We start from the raw sequence: 18,291 nt of genomic DNA, 5'->3' as shown, positions 1-18,291 counted from the left end.
TTGTTGTGATATATGGATATTTCAATTGAAAAAGTAAAGTGGATTATATTTTAAAATAAAGACATGAAAGCTTGAAAATAAAGGGAATGAAAATACTTCTTTACGTTATATAAATAGCTGTGTTTAAATGACCTTACAGTATAAAACTTATATGAAAACAAAACGGAATTTCATATTTACGTACGTTATTTAGTTTAATATGAATAATATTTTTATGTAATATATTCACTGTGTGAATGTGGAAATTGCTATAAAATAGAAATTTTATACAGTGTTATTCATACTAATCACATATGAAAAAATAATAAAATGTTTTGTGAAGATAAGTAAGTACTGTAGCAATACGAGAGAGGTGGTTCATACATGGATTGCGGTGAGAACGTTCTCTATTTTAACCATCTCAAATTATGGGGAAGAAAATAGAATAATAAAATGCGATAGTAATAGTTGCTAATACATAGGAGGAGTTAAAGTGAAAAAGACTTTAATTACAGGGTTATTGGTTACAGCAGTATCTACGAGTTGTTTTATTCCTGTAAGCGCTTACGCTAAGGAGGGGCAAACAGAAGTGAAAACAGTATATGCACAAAATGTAATTGCTCCAAATACATTATCGAATTCAATTAGAATGTTAGGATCACAATCACCACTTATACAAGCATATGGATTAGTTATTTTACAACAGCCAGACATTAAGGTGAACGCGATGAGTAGTTTGACGAATCATCAAAAATTTGCAAAGGCAAATGTAAGAGAGTGGATTGATGAATATAATCCGAAGTTAATCGACTTAAATCAAGAGATGATGAGGTATAGTACTAGATTTAATAGCTATTATAGTAAGCTCTATGAACTAGCAGAAAACGTAAATGAAAATGAACAGGCAAAAGCAGATTTTACAGGCGCATATGGAAAATTACAATTGCAAGTACAAAGCATCCAAGAGAGTATGGAGCAAGATTTATTAGAACTAAATCGATTTAAAGCAGTATTAGACAAAGATAGTAATAACTTATCGATAAAGGCTGATGAAGCAATAAAAACACTACAAGGATCAAGTGGAGATATTGTGAAGTTAAGAGAAGATATTAAAAGAATTCAAGGGGAAATTCAAGCTGAACTAACTACTATATTGAATAGACCTCAAGAAATTATTAAAGGTTCTATTAATATCGGTAAACAAGTATTTACAATTACAAATCAAACTGCACAAACGAAAACAATTGATTTTGTTTCTATCGGTACTTTAAGTAATGAAATTGTAAATGCTGCCGATAGTCAAACGAGGGAAGCGGCTCTTCGTATTCAGCAAAAACAAAAAGAGCTTCTACCACTTATTCAAAAATTATCACAAACTGAAGCAGAGGCGACACAAATTACATTCGTTGAAGATCAAGTAAGTAGCTTTACAGAACTAATTGACCGTCAAATTACAACTTTAGAAACGTTGTTAACGGATTGGAAAGTTTTAAACAATAATATGATCCAAATTCAAAAAAATGTTGAAGAAGGCACATATACAGATAGTAGTTTACTACAAAAACATTTCAACCAAATTAAAAAAGTAAGTGATGAAATGAATAAACAAACGAATCAATTTGAAGATTACGTTACAAACGTTGAAGTACATTAAAAATAAGTAACGATATAGGGAGAGAAGAAAAATGACAAAAAAACCTTATAAAGTAATGGCTCTATCAGCACTTATGGCAGTATTTACAGCAGGAAACATGATGCCAGCTCATACGTATGCAGCTGAAAGTACAGTGAAACAAGCTCCAGTTCATGCGGTCGCAAAAGCTTATAATGACTATGAGGAATACTCATTAGGACCAGAAGGCCTAAAAGATGCAATGGAAAGAACAGGTTCAAACGCTTTAGTAATGGATCTGTACGCTTTAACAATTATTAAACAAGGTAATGTTAACTTTGGAAATGTATCGTCTGTTGATGCTGCTTTAAAAGGAAAAGTGATTCAGCACCAGGATACAGCTAGAGGAAATGCGAAGCAATGGTTAGATGTATTGAAGCCACAGCTTATTTCAACAAATCAAAATATCATTAATTACAATACGAAATTCCAAAACTATTATGATACTTTAGTTGCTGCGGTTGATGCAAAAGATAAAGCGACGCTTACGAAAGGGTTAACTAGATTATCAAGTAGTATTAATGAAAATAAAGCGCAAGTAGATCAGCTAGTAGAAGACTTAAAGAAATTCCGAAATAAAATGACGTCGGATACGCAAAACTTTAAGGGTGATGCAAATCAAATTACATCTATTTTAGCTAGTCAAGACGCTGGAATTCCGCTATTGCAAAATCAAATTACAACGTACAATGAAGCAATTAGTAAATATAATGCAATTATTATCGGTTCATCAGTTGCGACAGCTCTAGGGCCAATTGCAATTATCGGTGGTGCAGTAGTTATTGCTACAGGTGCAGGAACGCCGTTAGGAGTGGCGTTAATTGCAGGTGGTACAGCAGCTGTAGGCGGTGGTACAGCTGGAATCGTATTAGCAAAAAAGGAGCTTGATAATGCACAAGCTGAAATTCAAAAAATAACAGGACAAGTTACAACTGCTCAATTAGAGGTAGCAGGATTAACAAACATTAAAACACAAACGGAGTATTTAACAAATACAATTGATACTGCAATTACAGCGTTGCAAAACATTTCAAACCAATGGTACACAATGGGGTCAAAATACAATTCTTTACTTCAAAATGTAGATTCAATTAGTCCGAATGACCTTGTTTTTATTAAAGAAGATTTAAACATTGCGAAAGATAGCTGGAAAAACATTAAAGACTATGCAGAAAAGATTTATGCTGAAGACATTAAAGTAGTAGACACAAAAAAAGCATAATCGAATACGAATCGTTAGAGCGTTAAGTGTTGATGAATGATTTGAAGCTCCTGTTCAGTTGTGAGCAGGAGCTTTTTATACTCTTATAAAGAAACTAGGTGAAAAGTATGCAGAAACGATTTTATAAGAAATGTCTTTTAACATTAATGATTGCTGGGGTGGCAACGAGTAACACATTTCCTTTACATACTTTTGCAGCAGAACAAAACGTAAAAATACAACAAGAAAATGCGAATGATTACTCTCTTGGCCCAGCAGGATTCCAAGATGTAATGGCACAAACAACATCGAGCATATTCGCGATGGATTCATATGCAAAATTAATTCAAAATCAGCAAGAAACGGATTTAAGCAAAATAAGTTCGATTAATGGTGAGCTTAAAGGGAATATGATTCAGCATCAAAGAGATGCAAAAATGAATGCGGCGTATTGGTTAAATAGTATGAAGCCTCAAATTATGAAAACGGATCAAAATATTATTAATTACAATAATACTTTTCAATCGTATTATAATGACATGTTAATAGCGATTGATCAAAAGGATAGCGGAAAATTAAAAGCGGATTTAGAAAAGTTGTATGCGGATATTGTAAAGAATCAAAATGAGGTAGATGGATTATTAGGAAATTTGAAAGCTTTTCGCGATAGAATGGCGAAAGATACAAATAGTTTCAAAGAGGATACAAATCAGTTAACAGCGATATTGGCAAGTACGAATGCAGGTATTCCAGCTCTAGAGCAACAAATAAATACATATAACGATTCGATTAAAAAGAGTAATGATATGGTTATTGCTGGTGGCGTACTTTGCGTAGCTCTAATAACATGTCTTGCTGGCGGACCGATGATTGCGGTTGCGAAAAAAGATATCGCAAATGCAGAACGAGAAATCGCTAATTTAAAAGATAGAATTTCTGGAGCGCAAGCAGAAGTCGCAATTTTAACAGATGTAAAAAATAAAACAACAAATATGACTGAAACGATTGATGCAGCAATTACAGCACTGCAAAACATATCAAATCAATGGTATACAGTAGGGGCAAAATATAATAACTTATTACAAAACGTAAAAGGAATTACTCCTGAAGAGTTTACGTTTATAAAAGAAGATTTACATACAGCAAAAGATAGCTGGAAAGACGTAAAAGATTATACAGAAAAATTACATGAAGGCGTAGCGAAGTAAACAGTGGACTAGTTCTGCTGTTTATTTTTTTATCCTGTTTTTGTGAGAGGTGGACTTGTAATTTTATAAAACTCAGAAACCAAATAATGTACATTTTTTGATGAAGGTACCGATCTTTTTATCGCAGGGTATTTATTTTTCTTGGTATGATTAATCGTAAGCCCCATTGTCCTAATAGAAGAAATTAATAACCCCCTTATGATTTATGGAAGAACGTAACAACAAGCTGATAATAAATTATGGGATTATGTTTCTTGTCCATATCCTCATGGTAATTTATCAAAAGAATATAATGTGTTCTTTAATCATAATTAAATAATTCATTTATTATTTAAGGGTTTCGAAACAGGGGATGGGGATGAATTAGAATTAAAAAGTGAATTATATGGATTTTAGTGAAAATGGAGAGGATATAATATGATTTTAGGAATCTCATATTCTGATATTTTTCGTATCGTAACTATTGTTTTGTTTTTTTTGATTTTCTGGAGATTGAATACTTGGTATAATAAGAAATATAATGTTCCTAAGGTTTTTCAATGGTTTCCTAGGAGATGGGGGAAAAGAAAAGTTTCAGAACATTTGTCTCAACTAGATAAAAAGTTAGAAGCTGAAGGTAAAGGTATTTGGGTTACAATCTATGCTATAGATTTGTACATTGTAACTATTCCTTGTACAGTAAAAAAATATAAATCTTAATACATTTATGTTTATAAAAAAGACCTGAAAAATCAAGCACTTAAAAGGTGGTTCTGATATTCGATCGAAGCCATCTTTTTTTTATGTCCACTGACAACGATAGGAATTAGTTTCACAACACCTATCTAAAATGAGAGGAAACATTCTACAGGGAAATCGTCAGGGGCTAGAAATCTACTATAGCATCCAAAATCCAAAAGCTGAAGAAATTATGGGGTTATCAGAAATATTAAAATGATTCCCAAATAACTAAGTTAAAATGATAAAGTTAATGTAAAATAATAATCTATTTGAAAACCAAGATTTTTTAAAAGACGCTATAATTGGCGTCTTTTTTATTCATTAAATTGAGTTTGAATACAGAACATTAATTTTTTGCCAAAACCCTAAGTCTAATACATAACATAAAAACGTCCATTACTTACTTTGAGTATCTCTAAACCAAATTTTCAATGATTATCTTAAATAAATATGAAATCCTTGCGCGGAACGTGTGTTCTCTCTTAGGCTGATATGATATACTGATAATGTAAAAATATTCCGTGTTTTTATATCTGAAATTTCGGATATGGGATATAATGGTTTTTGTTTAAGTAATATAACTATGAATTTATAAAAGGATTAGGGAGGCAGAGAAGATGGCAGTCAGTACATATCAGTTGTTTCAACATCTTAATATGACAGGGGAACAAGAGGAATTAGCGTTACGTTACTTACAGACGAGAGATGAAGAAGTTTTAAAACATATAGAACAAACGACGATTCGTGACAATAAACGTAGTGATTTTGCTTGGCAGTTTATGAGTGATTTTAGGGAAACGTATAAGCAAGACGCAGTTTTTTTTCGGTTATTTTATTATTTGCTTGAAGATCAACTGTTGAACGTTCTTCTCGTACGCTTTTCACATATGAGTTTTCCAGATATAAAAGTTTATTTTGAAAAAAGCGGTCTTGCATTTGATAGTCTTGTAGAATTGGCGTGTAAGTATTTAACGAATCTTTCCCGTTCTGTAAATGAAGCAGATGTTTTTCTTAGGGAATTAATAAGGGAGAATCCAAAGTACATAGAAGAGAAGTTGCAAGTTATAACAGGTCGACCAAAGATGGTTTTGCTTCTGCATATGCTAGATGCAGATTATGAGAGATTTCTTACGTACAGTTCTTTATTGGAGGAAGAGCTGCAAGAGCATGCGGAGTTTATATTGAAACTGGATGGGGCTCAAGAGAAGATAGAATTGGCGAAAAGATACGTTCGAGGTGAATCTGATAGTGAAGTTACTGTTGGTTCATCTTTACCTGATGTAACCTGGCACCTATTATTTCGTATTTATCAGCATTCAAATGTGGCAAGACGATATATTGACTTGTTAGCGAAACGTTCTGTTAAAAATTTTATGGATTATGCAACGGATCATGTGTGTCATGTTCTTGATCAGTTTGGAAATCATGTAAGAACAAGGAGTTTTGATAAACAAGCGTATGAAACCAGTCTAAACTTGTGCGAACAATTCGGTGTTTCAGAGGAAAGGTTTTTCGCATATCGTCTTACCTGGCGTCATTTAGGCGTCTTTAACCCCGACAAAGTATATGAATATCAATTATTGCTTCGTATGGTGGAAGAGCAGCCAGAATTTGTTCAGCGTACGCTGCAATATTTAAGTCAAAGTTATTATCTTTTCGTGGTGATGCTTTTGGCGGAAAAAGGATACGAATTTAATCGAAACAGATTACGTGAAGAATTTTTAATGATTGCCCTTGATTCCGAATCATCTGACATACGTGATACATATCGTGACTATTTAGTTGGGAAATTATCATTTGAAGATATGAAGCAAGTGCTTGAGAGTTCAAAGCAGCAAAATAATTACCGGGGAATGTCTGTTTTAGCAATTGCACTCCTTTGGGATATAGAGGAAGCGGTAAAGAGGGAAGCAGCGTTCAAACTTCAATTTGGAAATGACTATAATTATAAATTATATGAACTTCTGCAACAGTATTCTCATAGGGAAGGTTCGCTTGAACGAATGTTGGAAGATCTTCTATCCTACGGTTTATCGAAGGAGAAACTTGTTTATTATTCAGTTAAACAAGCTGCTCGGCACAGTGAGGATGAAAGTAAGGCAAAAGAAGCACTTGTTCGTTTATTTGTAAAAGAACAGGCATATGTGAAAGGAGTATTTACTGAGTATTCTGTAGATGAACGGATTTTCATTTTGGATGAGCTAGCAAAGTATGATGCGGTTAAAACGCGTGCTCTTCTTATTCAAAGTCTTGGAGATTCCTCTAAAAAAGTACGTACTGCCGCAGTCGAGTTTCTTACAAAAGATGTGGAAGCTGCAGATGATGTAGCAAAGGAATTGAATAGTAGAAAGAAAGTCGTACGCGAAAATGTAATGCAAACACTTTTATACTATAAATCTGAAAAATATACACAGCTTGTGCAAGAAGCTTTGAAAGAAAAGAAAAATGCTTCCTTGATGGAGAAGTTTGCTCCGCTGCTTGGCGATGAGGACATAGAAGGAGTATCAGGAAGTATCGAATCTTTTTGTACACGTATTTTAACACCGCAAAAAAGAAATGCACTCGTGCAATGGCTCGGATTTGAACCACAAATTCGTCTTCGTGACTCTAATACAATTGCCGATACAACGCTTCCACTAGCTTATTTTCAGCAGTATGTATCAGAGTCTGTAATTTTGAAAAAGGAAGCGGCGGAAATGATAGCTGCGGCTTTGAATGAACAAGATTTGAAAGAAAATATACAGGCAATCTATCAGTTGTGGGTTTCTCAAGGGGCGGAGGCGAAAAAACGCGGTATTCTTTCGATGTACGGCATTTATAGTGATGATGAAATGGCGCTGCTACTCAAAAAGCAGATTGATGAGTGGGCTGTTGGCATGCGTGGAGCTATTGCTGCCGCAGCTGTTCAGGCGTTGGCGTTGTCTTCATCATATCTTGCACTTATGACGATTAATACTATGGCATTCAAATATAAACATAAGCAGGTGCGTAATGCTGCGAAAGAAGCGTTGAGTCTCGCTGCTAAAACACGCGGTATAACAGAAGAAGAGCTAGAGGATCAGCTTGTTCCAGACCTTGGCTTTAATAAACGCGGTGAAAAGACAATTGATTACGGAAGCAGGGCATTTACTGCCTATTTAACACCCAACCTGAAAATCGAGTTGAAAACAGAAGAGGGAAAACGAATAAAGTCGCTTCCGAAACCCAATGCAAAAGATCATGTGGAAAAAGCAGAAGAGGCTAAGGTGGAGTTATCGTCTATCAAGAAACAGCTTCGAAGCATCATTAGTATGCAAACGCAGCGTCTCGAAACAGCACTTTCTCTTAATCGCTATTGGTCGCAACATACATGGAAATCTCTGTTTGTAGAAAATCCAATTATGCAGCAATTTGCTATCTCACTGATTTGGGGCGAGTATAAGGAAGGAAAGTTGGTTGCGATGTTCCGTTATATGGAGGACGGAACATTTAATACGATTGACGAAGAAGAGCATGAACTTACGCCAGACACTGTTATCGGTCTGATCCATCCGCTAGAATTGTCCGAAGAGGAAAGAGAATTATGGAAGGAACAGCTAGAAGATTATGAGGTTATCCAACCATTCCCGCAGATTGTTCGGGAAGTATTTTTGGTGGCGGAAGATGAGAAAGTAACTGTGGAAAGGTTTGGGGGTATTCAAATCAATGGTCGTTCGCTGTTTGGTAAGATAACGAAGTACGGCTGGAATCGCGGATCAGTTGAAGATGCTGGTGTGTATTATTCTTTCTATAAAGAAGACACTCGCGCAGGATTAGGGGCGGAGCTTGCATTTGAGGGTGCACCTGTTGGATATGAAGAAGAGGACGATGTATGCCTATTTGAAATTCAATTTTATAAAGCAGGTACAGTGAGCCGCGGCTCATACTCTTATGACGAAGTTGATGATGCGAGACGCATTGTACCAAAGCAAGTACCTGAACGATTTTTTAGCGAAATTTTATATGATATAAAACGTACGACAGAATCGAATCTTGGCTATGATGAAAACTGGCGCAGTAAGCGATAAGAAAGGAAATGACATATGCAATCTATTAAACCATTAATGGAAGAATTATATGAAATAGAACTGAATGCGTTAGAAGCGAATGATTCGTTTCCAAAACCACCTAACTGGCGATTGTCACCACGTGCTGTTCGTACGTTTATTATCGGACAAGAAGAAGCGCTTCTTTCGGAAGGACAAGAAGTGGAAATTAGCCGTAAGTTTTATGGGAATGATGCACTTGTGGAACGAGCGATTGTTACATTAGCAGGGAATCGCGGACTTATGTTAATTGGAGAGCCTGGGACTGCAAAGACGATGCTGAGTGAACTACTTTCTGCCGCAATATGCAGAAATAGCCGTAATACAGTACAAGGAACCGCTGCTACGATGGAAGATACAATTAAGTATTCGTGGAACTATGCACTTCTTCTTGCGAAAGGACCTGTAAGGGAAGCACTTGTGCCAGGGCCTCTCTTCGTTGGAATGGAACAAGGGATATTAACTAGATTTGAAGAGTTAACGCGCTGCCCACAGGAAGTGCAAGATTCATTGATCAGCGTTCTGAGCGATAAGGTGCTCACTATTCCGGAGTTTGGAGAACAAGGAATTCTTACAGCAAAGCCTGGCTTCAATATTATTGCAACGGCTAACACACGAGATCGCGGTGTGAATGAAATGAGTAGTGCATTGAAACGTCGTTTTAATTTTGAAACGGTACATCCAATTCAAGATGTAAAGCTTGAAGCAAAAATAATAGAGTCACAAGTAACGCGGTTATTAGGGGCATCAGGCATCACACCAAAAGTGGATAAAACGGTTGTTCAACTGTTAGCGACTGTTTTTCATGAACTACGGGAAGGGATAACTGCTGAAGGAAAACGAATTGATCAGCCATCTTCTGTTATGAGTACTGCAGAAGCTGTATCAGTATATTATCAAAGTGCAATGGATACGTACTATTATGGAAGTGGAGAAGTGAAAATGGATGCGCTTGTTCGATATTTGTCAGGGACGATTGCGAAAGAAAACAAGGATGATTTAGAAAAATTACGCAGTTATTTTACAAGCATCGTTAAGGCGCGAGGTCAAATAGGAGGAGAGGTATGGAAGTCGTTTTTCGAAGCTCGCAATCAGCTGAAGTAAATGCATTGTTTCAAAGAGCTTACAATTTAGATCGAAACGTCGTATATGTGCCGATTCGCCATCATAGTCCTGCGTGCTCTTTTCATATACAGAAGATTGTTAAATGCTATAAACCAGATGTAATTCTTATAGAAGGCCCGATAGACTGCAACCCACTTATTCCGCATATTGTGAGTGCAGATAGTAAAGCTCCAATTTGTATATATTGCAGTTATGATGATAAAACGAATGTGCTTGAAAGAGGAGAAAGTGGAAAGTATCGTGCGTACTATCCCTTTCTCGACTATTCACCGGAACTTGTCGCACTGAGAGAAGGGGCTGCACAGAACATTCCTGTTTCATTTATTGATCTTCCTTATAAAGAATATTTGTTTCTAGCAAAAAATGAGGAAGAGAATGAGGAAAATGAAGATCGATATTTTCAACATAGTCAATATGTCCGTATGCTTTCGGAAAAAACGGGGTGCCGAAGTTTCCATGAGTTTTGGGAGAAATACTTTGAGTTGCAAGGTTTTCATATGACAAGCGAGGAATTTGTTCGTCAGTTATTCCATTACTGCTATTATACACGCGTGGACTATACGCAGAGGATGCTGACAGAAGACGGTTGTGAAGCTAGGGAGATACATATGGCAAAAGAAATTGAAAAAGCACGTAAAGTGTATGACAAGGTGCTCGTTATTACTGGAGGCTTTCATGTGAAAGGGCTTCTTGAATTGGAAGGAAAAAAGAAAAAGTTGTCGAAAAGCCCGTTATCTAAATCGAATGCTAAAAACTATCTTATGCCGTATTCTTTTTTAGAAAGCGATCAGATGCGTGGCTATAAGAGCGGAATGCCTGCACCTGCTTTTTACCAACATATTTGGGAAAACAGGGATGAATCGGTAGCTGAGCAATTTATGATACGAATTGCTAGACAGCTAAAGGTAGAAGGAATATCAATGGCAGATGAGATTGAGGCTGCACGAATGATACGTGAACTTGCACTGCTTCGTGGAAAGATGCAATCCGGATTGTATGAATTGACGGACGCAGTGCACAGTACATTTGTGAAAGGTGAGATATTCTCAGCAAATAAGCCTTTAACATTACTTCAGAAGAGTTTGCAAGGGGTGAAGCGCGGGGAATTGTCAAAAGAAGCCGATTTGCCGCCGCTCGTGCATGATTTTCGTGCTTCTGTTCGCTCATTTCGTCTACCAGTACGTTCAACTGTACCGCAGGAGACGATTCTAGACATATACAAGAAAGAAAAGCACTTACGCTTAAGTCAATTTTTTCATTGCCTTGCTTTTTTAGGAGTTCCATTTTCCGAGAGACTACGCGGTCCAAACTTAGCTAGAAAACAGAATATTAATCTTATGCGTGAAACTTGGAAATATCGTTTTTCAGCACAAGTAGAAAGTTCTCTAATTGATTTATCTGTGTATGGCGGAACGGTGAGAGAAGCGGCGCAAGAAATGCTAAGAGCAAAGCTGAACAAGGCAAAGGGACGGGCCGGAGAGGTGGCCCTTTTATTGCTAGAAGCCTATTTAAGTGGTTTGTTTACCGACTTTTCCATGTACACCCAATTTATAGATGAAGTCTTACAAAAGGACGGAGATTTTGCTTCTATGGCAGATTGTGCTTATTATTTATCACAAATAGAAAAAGCAAATCAGCAAGCGGATTATGCTAGGAATAAAGCACTTTCGCTATTTTCAGTTTTAGATAGGGGCAAATCAGCAATTATTGCAGAAAAACTTATCGATTTGTATACAATGAAGCATACAGATCAGCAATTTATTGACGCATTAGAGCTTTATTTGCAAAAGGAAAAGAGAGAAAGTCAAGTAGAGGGAGTGGTATTTGGGCTGTTAACTTCTTTAGGAAAGCGGGAAATCGATGAAGTAATGCAAGTGGCAGAAGGATATTTTTATGGAAGTGGTGATATGCAAAAGCAAGCTCCGATATTTTTGAGTGGTTTATTTGCTGGCGCCAAAGATATCTTTTTATATAACGAATCGTTGCTTAGCGGAATGTCTCATGTTCTAGAAGAACTTGATGAAGAGGTATTTCTGCAAGTGTTGCCACATTTGCGCCTTTTATTCAGTCAATTCACGCCGGTTGAAGTGGATACGATTGCTAGGCATATTTCCAAGTTATATGGTGATACAGAAGAAGCAATAAAAGAAGACCAAATTTCCGAAGAGATGCTGTTGTATGTAATGCAGTTAGACCGGAAAGCGAAGGGGATTTTAATGAGACGGGGGCTAGAAGATGGAGAATAACATTTCTTTAAATCGCTGGCGTCTTGTTCTCGGGAAACATGCAGATGACCAAATCACATTTCAGGAAGAAGAGCCTGCATACAGAGAAATGGACGAGATGCTGGACTTTTTGTACGAGAGAGAACGCGGAGAAGAGCGCGGTGGATCCTTAGAACCCTCTCAGCTAACCGTGCCGACTTGGATTTCGAAAGTGCGAGAGTTATTTCCGAAGGAAACCATTGAAATTATGGAAAACCATGCGTTAGAAAAATATGAATTAACCGCTCTATTGCAAGATAAGCAAACACTTGAAAAAATGGAGCCGAATATAAATTTATTAAAATGCATTTTACAATTTAAAGATTATGTAAAACCGGATGTATTAGACACAGCTAAACGTATTGTAGCAAAAGTCGCTGAAGAGTTGCATCGTAATTTAGAGCAAGAAGTGAAGCACGCATTAAGCGGTAGACCGGATCGAAATCGTTCTAGCCGGGTATGCACGATGCGCAATTTTGATTTTAAGAAAACGATTCGAAAAAATTTAAAGTATTTTGACAAAGAAACAAATACCATTCATATTGAAAAAACATACTTTTATGCTGCCACGAAGCATGTTAGTACATGGCGGGTAATCCTCGCAGTAGACGAGAGTGGAAGTATGATTGATTCTGTTATCCATAGCGCAGTTATGGCAGGTATTTTTGCAAGCTTACCGACGATTAAGACAAATCTGTTCATCTTTGATACAGCTGTTGTTGATTTAACGGATCGTATTGATGATCCGGTGGAAACGCTTATGAGTGTACAGCTTGGTGGAGGAACCTATATTGCTCAGGCGCTGCGTTACGCAACGAATCAAATTGAGATACCTCATAAAACAATTGTCGTACTTGTAACGGATTTATATGAAGGCGGTAGTTACAATGAAATGTACCGAGAAGCGATGAAGATTGTAGAATCAGGGGCGAAGCTGATTGTGCTTACTTCTCTCGATCCGACTGCACAGCCTTTTTATGATAAAGAGGCAGCAAAAAAAATGGCGGCACTTGGTGCTCATGTAGCAGCATTAACACCAGGGAGGTTGGCGCAATGGATCGCAACAATCATTTCTTAAATGTTCTTTCCTCTATCGATGAAACATATTTAATTGCCATGTCCAACAAAGGAACATATAAGAGAGCCATGAAGGATTTGGCAGTTGTGAAAAATATCAAAATAGATTTAGAAGAGGATATAGCGCAAATACATCTTGATGATGAAACTACTGTAACGTTTACGGGAGATATACGCAGTTACTCCTGTACTTGTGAAGCGCGCTCGATTTGTAAGCATGTCATGATGGCTTTATTAGAAGCGAAGAAGATGTACGAAGGTGAAGAAAATATAAAAGTTGATTTCTCTGCCCTTTTGAATGTGGATGTTCGCAATATTGTCTCCGAAAAAATGTGGGCTGAAATGATGTTCCGCAAAACATTTCATCAAAAAATTGTTTTGGAAGAGGAGGGTGCTTTAATTGTCTCTTTTCCAGAAGAGTCTATAACGGTTCGTTTTCTGACAGCTGAGTCGGTAGCTGATGCAATTTGTACATGTAAAACAGAGGGAATATGCCGGCATAAGGTGGAAGCGATATATTGGTATCAAAAAGAAAGAGGAATTTCGCATGAAACGAAACAAGTGCAGTGTCTTATTATTGAGTCGGATAAGCTATCTATTTTCAAAGAGATGATTGAGCAAATTGTTCACTTGGGCTTAACACGTCTTACAGAAAAAACAATCTATGAAATAGAACAACTTTCTGTAAAAGCGCGCTCTTTGAAACTAGCAAAGTTAGAAAATTTATTTCGCAAGCTCGGGACTGATATTAGGCTATACCGAATGAAACATGCCTCTTTTCAAATGGCATCCTATCGGCAAACGCTGTCCGCGATTTATGAATACATTATGTTGTTAGAAAAGCATCGTCTGCAAGAGAGTCCGTATCGTTCGGAATATTATGAAGTACCACCGCTTACTTTGCATGCCTTTGGCGCAGCCGGCTGGCAAACGAAATCTGGTTATGTTGGTGTGACCTATTATTTCTATAATCGAGAACAGGAAAAGTGGATTACATACACACAGTCACGCCCCATGTTTTATGAAGGGAGCAACATAACTTCTGAAGATCTCCATGAACAGCAAGTTCCATGGGGGATTGCTGGGAAGGGAAACGAACTGTCTCGTTCATGTCTATGGTTGAAACATGCAAAGCTTAACGTCGATTTTCAATTGTCATCTAGCTCACAAACAGTAGGAGAAGCAGGAGGGAAAACAAATGTAACAGAGTGGCAATCGCTCTTTATAACCACATGGGAAGAACTACTAAAAAAAGTAAAAGCAAACAGGTTAGAGACATCTAAACAAGGAGTCTTTTGTATTGAATTTACTGAAATGGAAGAATGGAAGTTTCAAAAGAAAGAGCAAAAATGGATTATACCTCTTATTGATAAAAAGGGGGAAATATTACAACTGCAAATGATGAAACAACCAGAAAATGAGTGGACAATTCGACTTGTAAAAATATATTTGGACTCATTACATGTAAAGAGAATGCTAGTTCATCCTTATCAGGAAGGAACAAAGCTCGTAGTTACACCTATTATTTTATATACAGAAGTAGGAGAAATTATAAATATTACACTTAATGAAGGGGAAACATTTTATGATAGAGTTAGTGCACATAATCGATGAATTGGAACAAGCTCTAGATGAGATGCTTGTCTCAGGAGCAGGAACGATACCTCCTTCTTTTTTTCAAGATATAAAACGAAAATGCGAAAAGTACGGTCTTTCTTATGCAGCTACGCAACTACTTGTCATAGAGGAAGAACGAAACAAGGCCCGCTTTCTTCATAAAGAAGAAGCTGGGGAATTAACGGAAGCATTTTGTAAGTTGCAGGAATATATTCGAGTTGTAAAGGCTGAAATGCTACATTTATAAAGATGTGATTGAATGAGAACCCGTATTAACGGGCAATAAAATTCCCGCCTCAAGATTTAGAGAAGTGCTAGGAAGTTAGGTAGGAGAGGACCTGTCCGTAAAAGTCCGAATGTTTCAACTAATAATGAGTGGGGAATGAGGAATCCCCACTCATTACAGTTTCGCTTTATTCATCATATTAGCAGTGGAGAACAAGTAATCGGAATACCCAAGCATAGACACCCTGACTTTGAAGAAACTTTCTAAATACCTAATTCAGAGTGTTTTTGATCATTTCGAACTTAATTAAAGCCATTATAGAATGATTTCAGTTTGGTAATGGATTTTATGTAGCGAGTATATTCACTGTGTTTTTAAATAAATTACATGATTAATAGATTGAAAATAAATACACAAAAATTAGTCAAGTAGTGTTAGAAAAACATTAGAAGTACTGAATTTGATACTTACTTAAAAATAACACTTTTGAAATAGTTACACTATTCATTTGGATATCAATAGGGTTGTATATAATGTGAATATTGTTAAAATATTCCGTTATCCCTTATGTAAAAGTAGTTCACATAAAAGAAAAAATGGAAGGTAGGATTAAAATGATTAGTGGCTTAAAAAAAGCGGCCGTATCTTCATTAAAAGACAAATGGGGATTGGCGGTATTGTCATCGTTTCTTTATCATATTATTTCTAGAATTTGTATGTTAATTATAGGATTTCCCCTTTTGTTTCTTGGTATCTTATTAAGTGAAATAATGAATGCTAGTTATTCCATTACAGGAGACGAAAAGTTAAATGCAGCAGGCGCTTTTTCTTATTTACTTGTTTTTGTTGTTCTATTTATCTGTTTAGTAAGTGTGCAAGGCATTATGAATTATGGGTATCTTAAAGTTACATTGCGTTTAGCGAAACACGAATCTACAACAATTGGTGAGTTATTTGAAGGATTTCGAAAAAGTAATGTGTTTAGATCTATAAAGGTGACTACTTTAATGACTGTATACACACTTTTATGGAGTGTATTATTAATTGTACCGGGTATTATAAAGTTTATCTCTTATTCTATGGCTTATTATATTTTGTTAGATCATCCAGAATATACGGCGAGTGAAGCAATTAAAAAGAGTCAAGTACTGATGAAAGGACATAAATTAGATTTATTCCTACTATCGTTAAGTTTTATCGGATGGTTTATTTTAGGTGTTATCATCGGATTTTTCACATTTGGTATCCCGTTTCTTTGGATCTATCCATACTACATTACAACAGTATCGCATTTCTATTTGAAAATAGTGAATAAAGATACTGTTATGCAGGAAAAAAGTTAACTATTTGACTTTAATTTTGATTCGAAATATTGTATGTATCTTGATTTTATGAAAAACACAAAGACTCTATTTTGAAAAAGAAGTGATTAAAATGGAGTTCTTTCTTGAAAAGTGGTGTAAAGATTTTATAAAAAAGTTTGATTGTTTTGTTATTTGTTATTTTACTGACGTCCCCGTAAATTTAAGTGAGCTTCTTCATAATTATAATAGTTGTAATAAAAAATGTTTTTTCGTTTTGGGTGTTATAAAACCGTTAAATCGATAGCATATGGCGGCGCTCCTAACTGGGTAGTATAATTATTTATATGGATAACTAAGACAATCAAACGGATCTTAGTTGAAGAATAAGCCACAATAAAAGGCTGTTTAATATATTAAATAGTTTATGTTCTTTTATTTTTAAAATTTAATAGCTAAGAAGAATATAAGAATTATAGGAGGGGGAAAATTGAGATTTTTTACGATATTTGCATCAAGGAATGATACAAGTGATATAGAAGGCTTCATTACTCAAGTTTTTCAAAATGGTTTCAAGGTTGAACGCAATAAAAATGAATATACGATTCAATCGAAAAGGCTATTTGGCAAAAATAAAATTATTATTCGGGTGGATTCTGAAGAATCATCTCCTAATTATTTTTCCAATAATATTCCTGGAATGATGCACATGTACAATCAAATCGAATTTCAAGAAGAACATCTTAAGAAGATGGTTTTGGCACAGATTTCTGTAATTAATACCATAATCGCTATAGAGACGAAGAAGGATTATAGTGATGAATACGTGGAGCTGTTTCTTAAATTACTTAATGAGGTGAATGGTATTGGTTTTATCCCTGATCGAACTCTAATCGGGAAGGATGGAAAAGTAATCGTATTTCCGGATGGATCCTCTGGTCCTTCAGAATTTACTCCTCAAGCATGTACGAACAAAGTAAGGGGACAGAGTAGTGCTTCTACCGATGGGGAGAAAAGAAAACAGAAATCTATAAGCTACCTGCAAGATAAAGGGATTCCATATATCGAAGGATTGCCTCAATTGCCTCCTTTGACAAGCATTCAGTTAAGAAGTCGAGAAGAGATTGCGAAGAGAGCAGTAGCTTTGCTGATTGTTATACAATATGCTTGTGATGTTGCTCAAGAAGGTGATTTGAAAACTTCCAAAGAGTTCGTCATGGAGCTGCTGAATCAATTTGATGTGGTTGAATCATTAACGATGCAGGAAAGGAATTTTCTAAATTCAGAGCAACCTGAAGAGAAAGAAGCGATACAGATTGCATGGCAGTATGAAGCTCAATGGGTTTTGCTTTGGTCAATAGGTCTCGTGAATACACTGGAATTTCCAAAAGAAATCTGTGACTGTCATTATGCAATTAAACTGGTTTCTGATTGCAGTTCTTTTAACGAATTTTTCGGAAAAACAAAATTGCGAAATGCAGAAGAGATTTTGGACGAGGCTGACCTCGTTTATCGGCTTCATTGGGCTTGTGTACATGATAGAATGAATGCGAGAGAATCAACTGCAGGTATGCAGGAAAGTATTGTTATTGAAAGAAGAAGGGGCTTGTTTTGGCTAATCAATTATAAAAATGAAGAGTGGGATTGCATCTCTATGGATACATAATTTATATTCTTTGTTCAGTAGAACTTTTGTATTTTATATAATAAAATTATTGCTTTATTCGTTCAATCTCTTACAGAAAAACGAACGGAAATTCCGTAAGTATGAGAAAAACAGTCTTTGATATCCTAGGCCTCATATACAACTTTTCTATGTTAAATAACTTGATTCTAT

The 18,291-nt window shown here is 36.0% G+C and carries 12 protein-coding genes and 1 pseudogene; all 13 read left to right on the top strand.

Annotated elements, in window-relative coordinates; translation table 11 throughout:
• Nucleotides 1-472 precede the first annotated feature (472 nt).
• The gene (gene nheA, locus QCI47_RS18710) at nucleotides 473-1,633 is read left to right on the top strand and encodes a non-hemolytic enterotoxin NHE subunit A (RefSeq protein WP_000751839.1); all 1,161 of its coding nucleotides are present in this window, start codon (nucleotides 473-475) and stop codon (nucleotides 1,631-1,633) included.
• Between the two features lie 31 nt (nucleotides 1,634-1,664).
• A complete protein-coding gene (nheB, locus tag QCI47_RS18705) occupies nucleotides 1,665-2,873 on the top strand; it encodes a non-hemolytic enterotoxin NHE subunit B (RefSeq protein WP_309422673.1) in 1,209 nt (402 codons plus the stop codon).
• A 107-nt stretch (nucleotides 2,874-2,980) separates the two neighbouring features.
• Nucleotides 2,981-4,060 (top strand): non-hemolytic enterotoxin subunit C, encoded by a 1,080-nt coding sequence (gene nheC / locus QCI47_RS18700; RefSeq protein ID WP_353811912.1) that lies wholly within the window; start codon nucleotides 2,981-2,983, stop codon nucleotides 4,058-4,060.
• Nucleotides 4,061-4,258: 198 nt separating this feature from the next.
• Nucleotides 4,259-4,456: pseudogene (locus tag QCI47_RS18695) on the top strand (DUF4176 domain-containing protein).
• A 21-nt stretch (nucleotides 4,457-4,477) separates the two neighbouring features.
• Nucleotides 4,478-4,759 (top strand): hypothetical protein, encoded by a 282-nt coding sequence (locus QCI47_RS18690; protein ID WP_038356793.1) that lies wholly within the window; start codon nucleotides 4,478-4,480, stop codon nucleotides 4,757-4,759.
• Between the two features lie 638 nt (nucleotides 4,760-5,397).
• Nucleotides 5,398-8,826: a DUF4132 domain-containing protein gene (locus QCI47_RS18685; RefSeq protein WP_071742578.1), complete on the top strand. Its 3,429-nt coding sequence runs from the start codon at nucleotides 5,398-5,400 to the stop codon at nucleotides 8,824-8,826.
• A gap of 15 nt (nucleotides 8,827-8,841) precedes the next feature.
• Nucleotides 8,842-9,948: an ATP-binding protein gene (locus QCI47_RS18680; RefSeq protein ID WP_061131148.1), complete on the top strand. Its 1,107-nt coding sequence runs from the start codon at nucleotides 8,842-8,844 to the stop codon at nucleotides 9,946-9,948.
• Nucleotides 9,909-12,215: a DUF5682 family protein gene (locus QCI47_RS18675; protein WP_071742576.1), complete on the top strand. Its 2,307-nt coding sequence runs from the start codon at nucleotides 9,909-9,911 to the stop codon at nucleotides 12,213-12,215. The genes QCI47_RS18680 and QCI47_RS18675 overlap by 40 nt, the downstream gene beginning before the upstream one ends.
• On the top strand, nucleotides 12,205-13,311 hold the full coding sequence (locus tag QCI47_RS18670; protein WP_071742574.1) for a VWA domain-containing protein: 1,107 nt from the start codon (nucleotides 12,205-12,207) through the stop codon (nucleotides 13,309-13,311). Before QCI47_RS18675 ends, QCI47_RS18670 begins: the two co-directional genes overlap by 11 nt.
• A complete protein-coding gene (locus tag QCI47_RS18665) occupies nucleotides 13,287-14,924 on the top strand; it encodes an SWIM zinc finger family protein (RefSeq protein WP_061131151.1) in 1,638 nt (545 codons plus the stop codon). Before QCI47_RS18670 ends, QCI47_RS18665 begins: the two co-directional genes overlap by 25 nt.
• Nucleotides 14,896-15,174 carry a hypothetical protein gene (locus QCI47_RS18660; protein WP_061131152.1) on the top strand — a complete coding sequence of 93 codons (279 nt, stop codon included), beginning with the start codon at nucleotides 14,896-14,898 and terminating at the stop codon, nucleotides 15,172-15,174. The genes QCI47_RS18665 and QCI47_RS18660 overlap by 29 nt, the downstream gene beginning before the upstream one ends.
• A gap of 593 nt (nucleotides 15,175-15,767) precedes the next feature.
• Complete coding sequence (locus QCI47_RS18655; RefSeq protein ID WP_070171344.1) at nucleotides 15,768-16,496, top strand: DUF975 family protein; 729 nt, start codon at nucleotides 15,768-15,770, stop codon at nucleotides 16,494-16,496.
• Between the two features lie 448 nt (nucleotides 16,497-16,944).
• The gene (locus tag QCI47_RS18650) at nucleotides 16,945-18,120 is read left to right on the top strand and encodes a DUF4272 domain-containing protein (RefSeq protein ID WP_061131154.1); all 1,176 of its coding nucleotides are present in this window, start codon (nucleotides 16,945-16,947) and stop codon (nucleotides 18,118-18,120) included.
• Nucleotides 18,121-18,291 lie beyond the last annotated feature (171 nt).

This window comes from Bacillus cereus group sp. RP29, assembly GCF_040459765.1.
Taxonomy (GTDB): domain Bacteria; phylum Bacillota; class Bacilli; order Bacillales; family Bacillaceae_G; genus Bacillus_A; species Bacillus_A paranthracis.
The sequence above is the reverse complement of the archived record's forward strand: the minus strand, read 5'-3'. Positions and strand labels throughout refer to the sequence as shown.

Excerpts from the sequence above, each read along its gene's own strand:
- nheB (WP_309422673.1), top strand. The coding sequence starts at position 1,665 with ATGACAAAAAAACCTTATAAAGTAATGGCTCTATCAGCACTTATGGCA.
- nheC (WP_353811912.1), top strand. The coding sequence starts at position 2,981 with ATGCAGAAACGATTTTATAAGAAATGTCTTTTAACATTAATGATTGCT.
- QCI47_RS18690 (WP_038356793.1), top strand. The coding sequence starts at position 4,478 with ATGATTTTAGGAATCTCATATTCTGATATTTTTCGTATCGTAACTATT.
- QCI47_RS18685 (WP_071742578.1), top strand. The coding sequence starts at position 5,398 with ATGGCAGTCAGTACATATCAGTTGTTTCAACATCTTAATATGACAGGG.
- QCI47_RS18680 (WP_061131148.1), top strand. The coding sequence starts at position 8,842 with ATGCAATCTATTAAACCATTAATGGAAGAATTATATGAAATAGAACTG.
- QCI47_RS18675 (WP_071742576.1), top strand. The coding sequence starts at position 9,909 with ATGGAAGTCGTTTTTCGAAGCTCGCAATCAGCTGAAGTAAATGCATTG.
- QCI47_RS18670 (WP_071742574.1), top strand. The coding sequence starts at position 12,205 with ATGGAGAATAACATTTCTTTAAATCGCTGGCGTCTTGTTCTCGGGAAA.
- QCI47_RS18665 (WP_061131151.1), top strand. The coding sequence starts at position 13,287 with ATGGATCGCAACAATCATTTCTTAAATGTTCTTTCCTCTATCGATGAA.
- QCI47_RS18660 (WP_061131152.1), top strand. The coding sequence starts at position 14,896 with ATGATAGAGTTAGTGCACATAATCGATGAATTGGAACAAGCTCTAGAT.
- QCI47_RS18655 (WP_070171344.1), top strand. The coding sequence starts at position 15,768 with ATGATTAGTGGCTTAAAAAAAGCGGCCGTATCTTCATTAAAAGACAAA.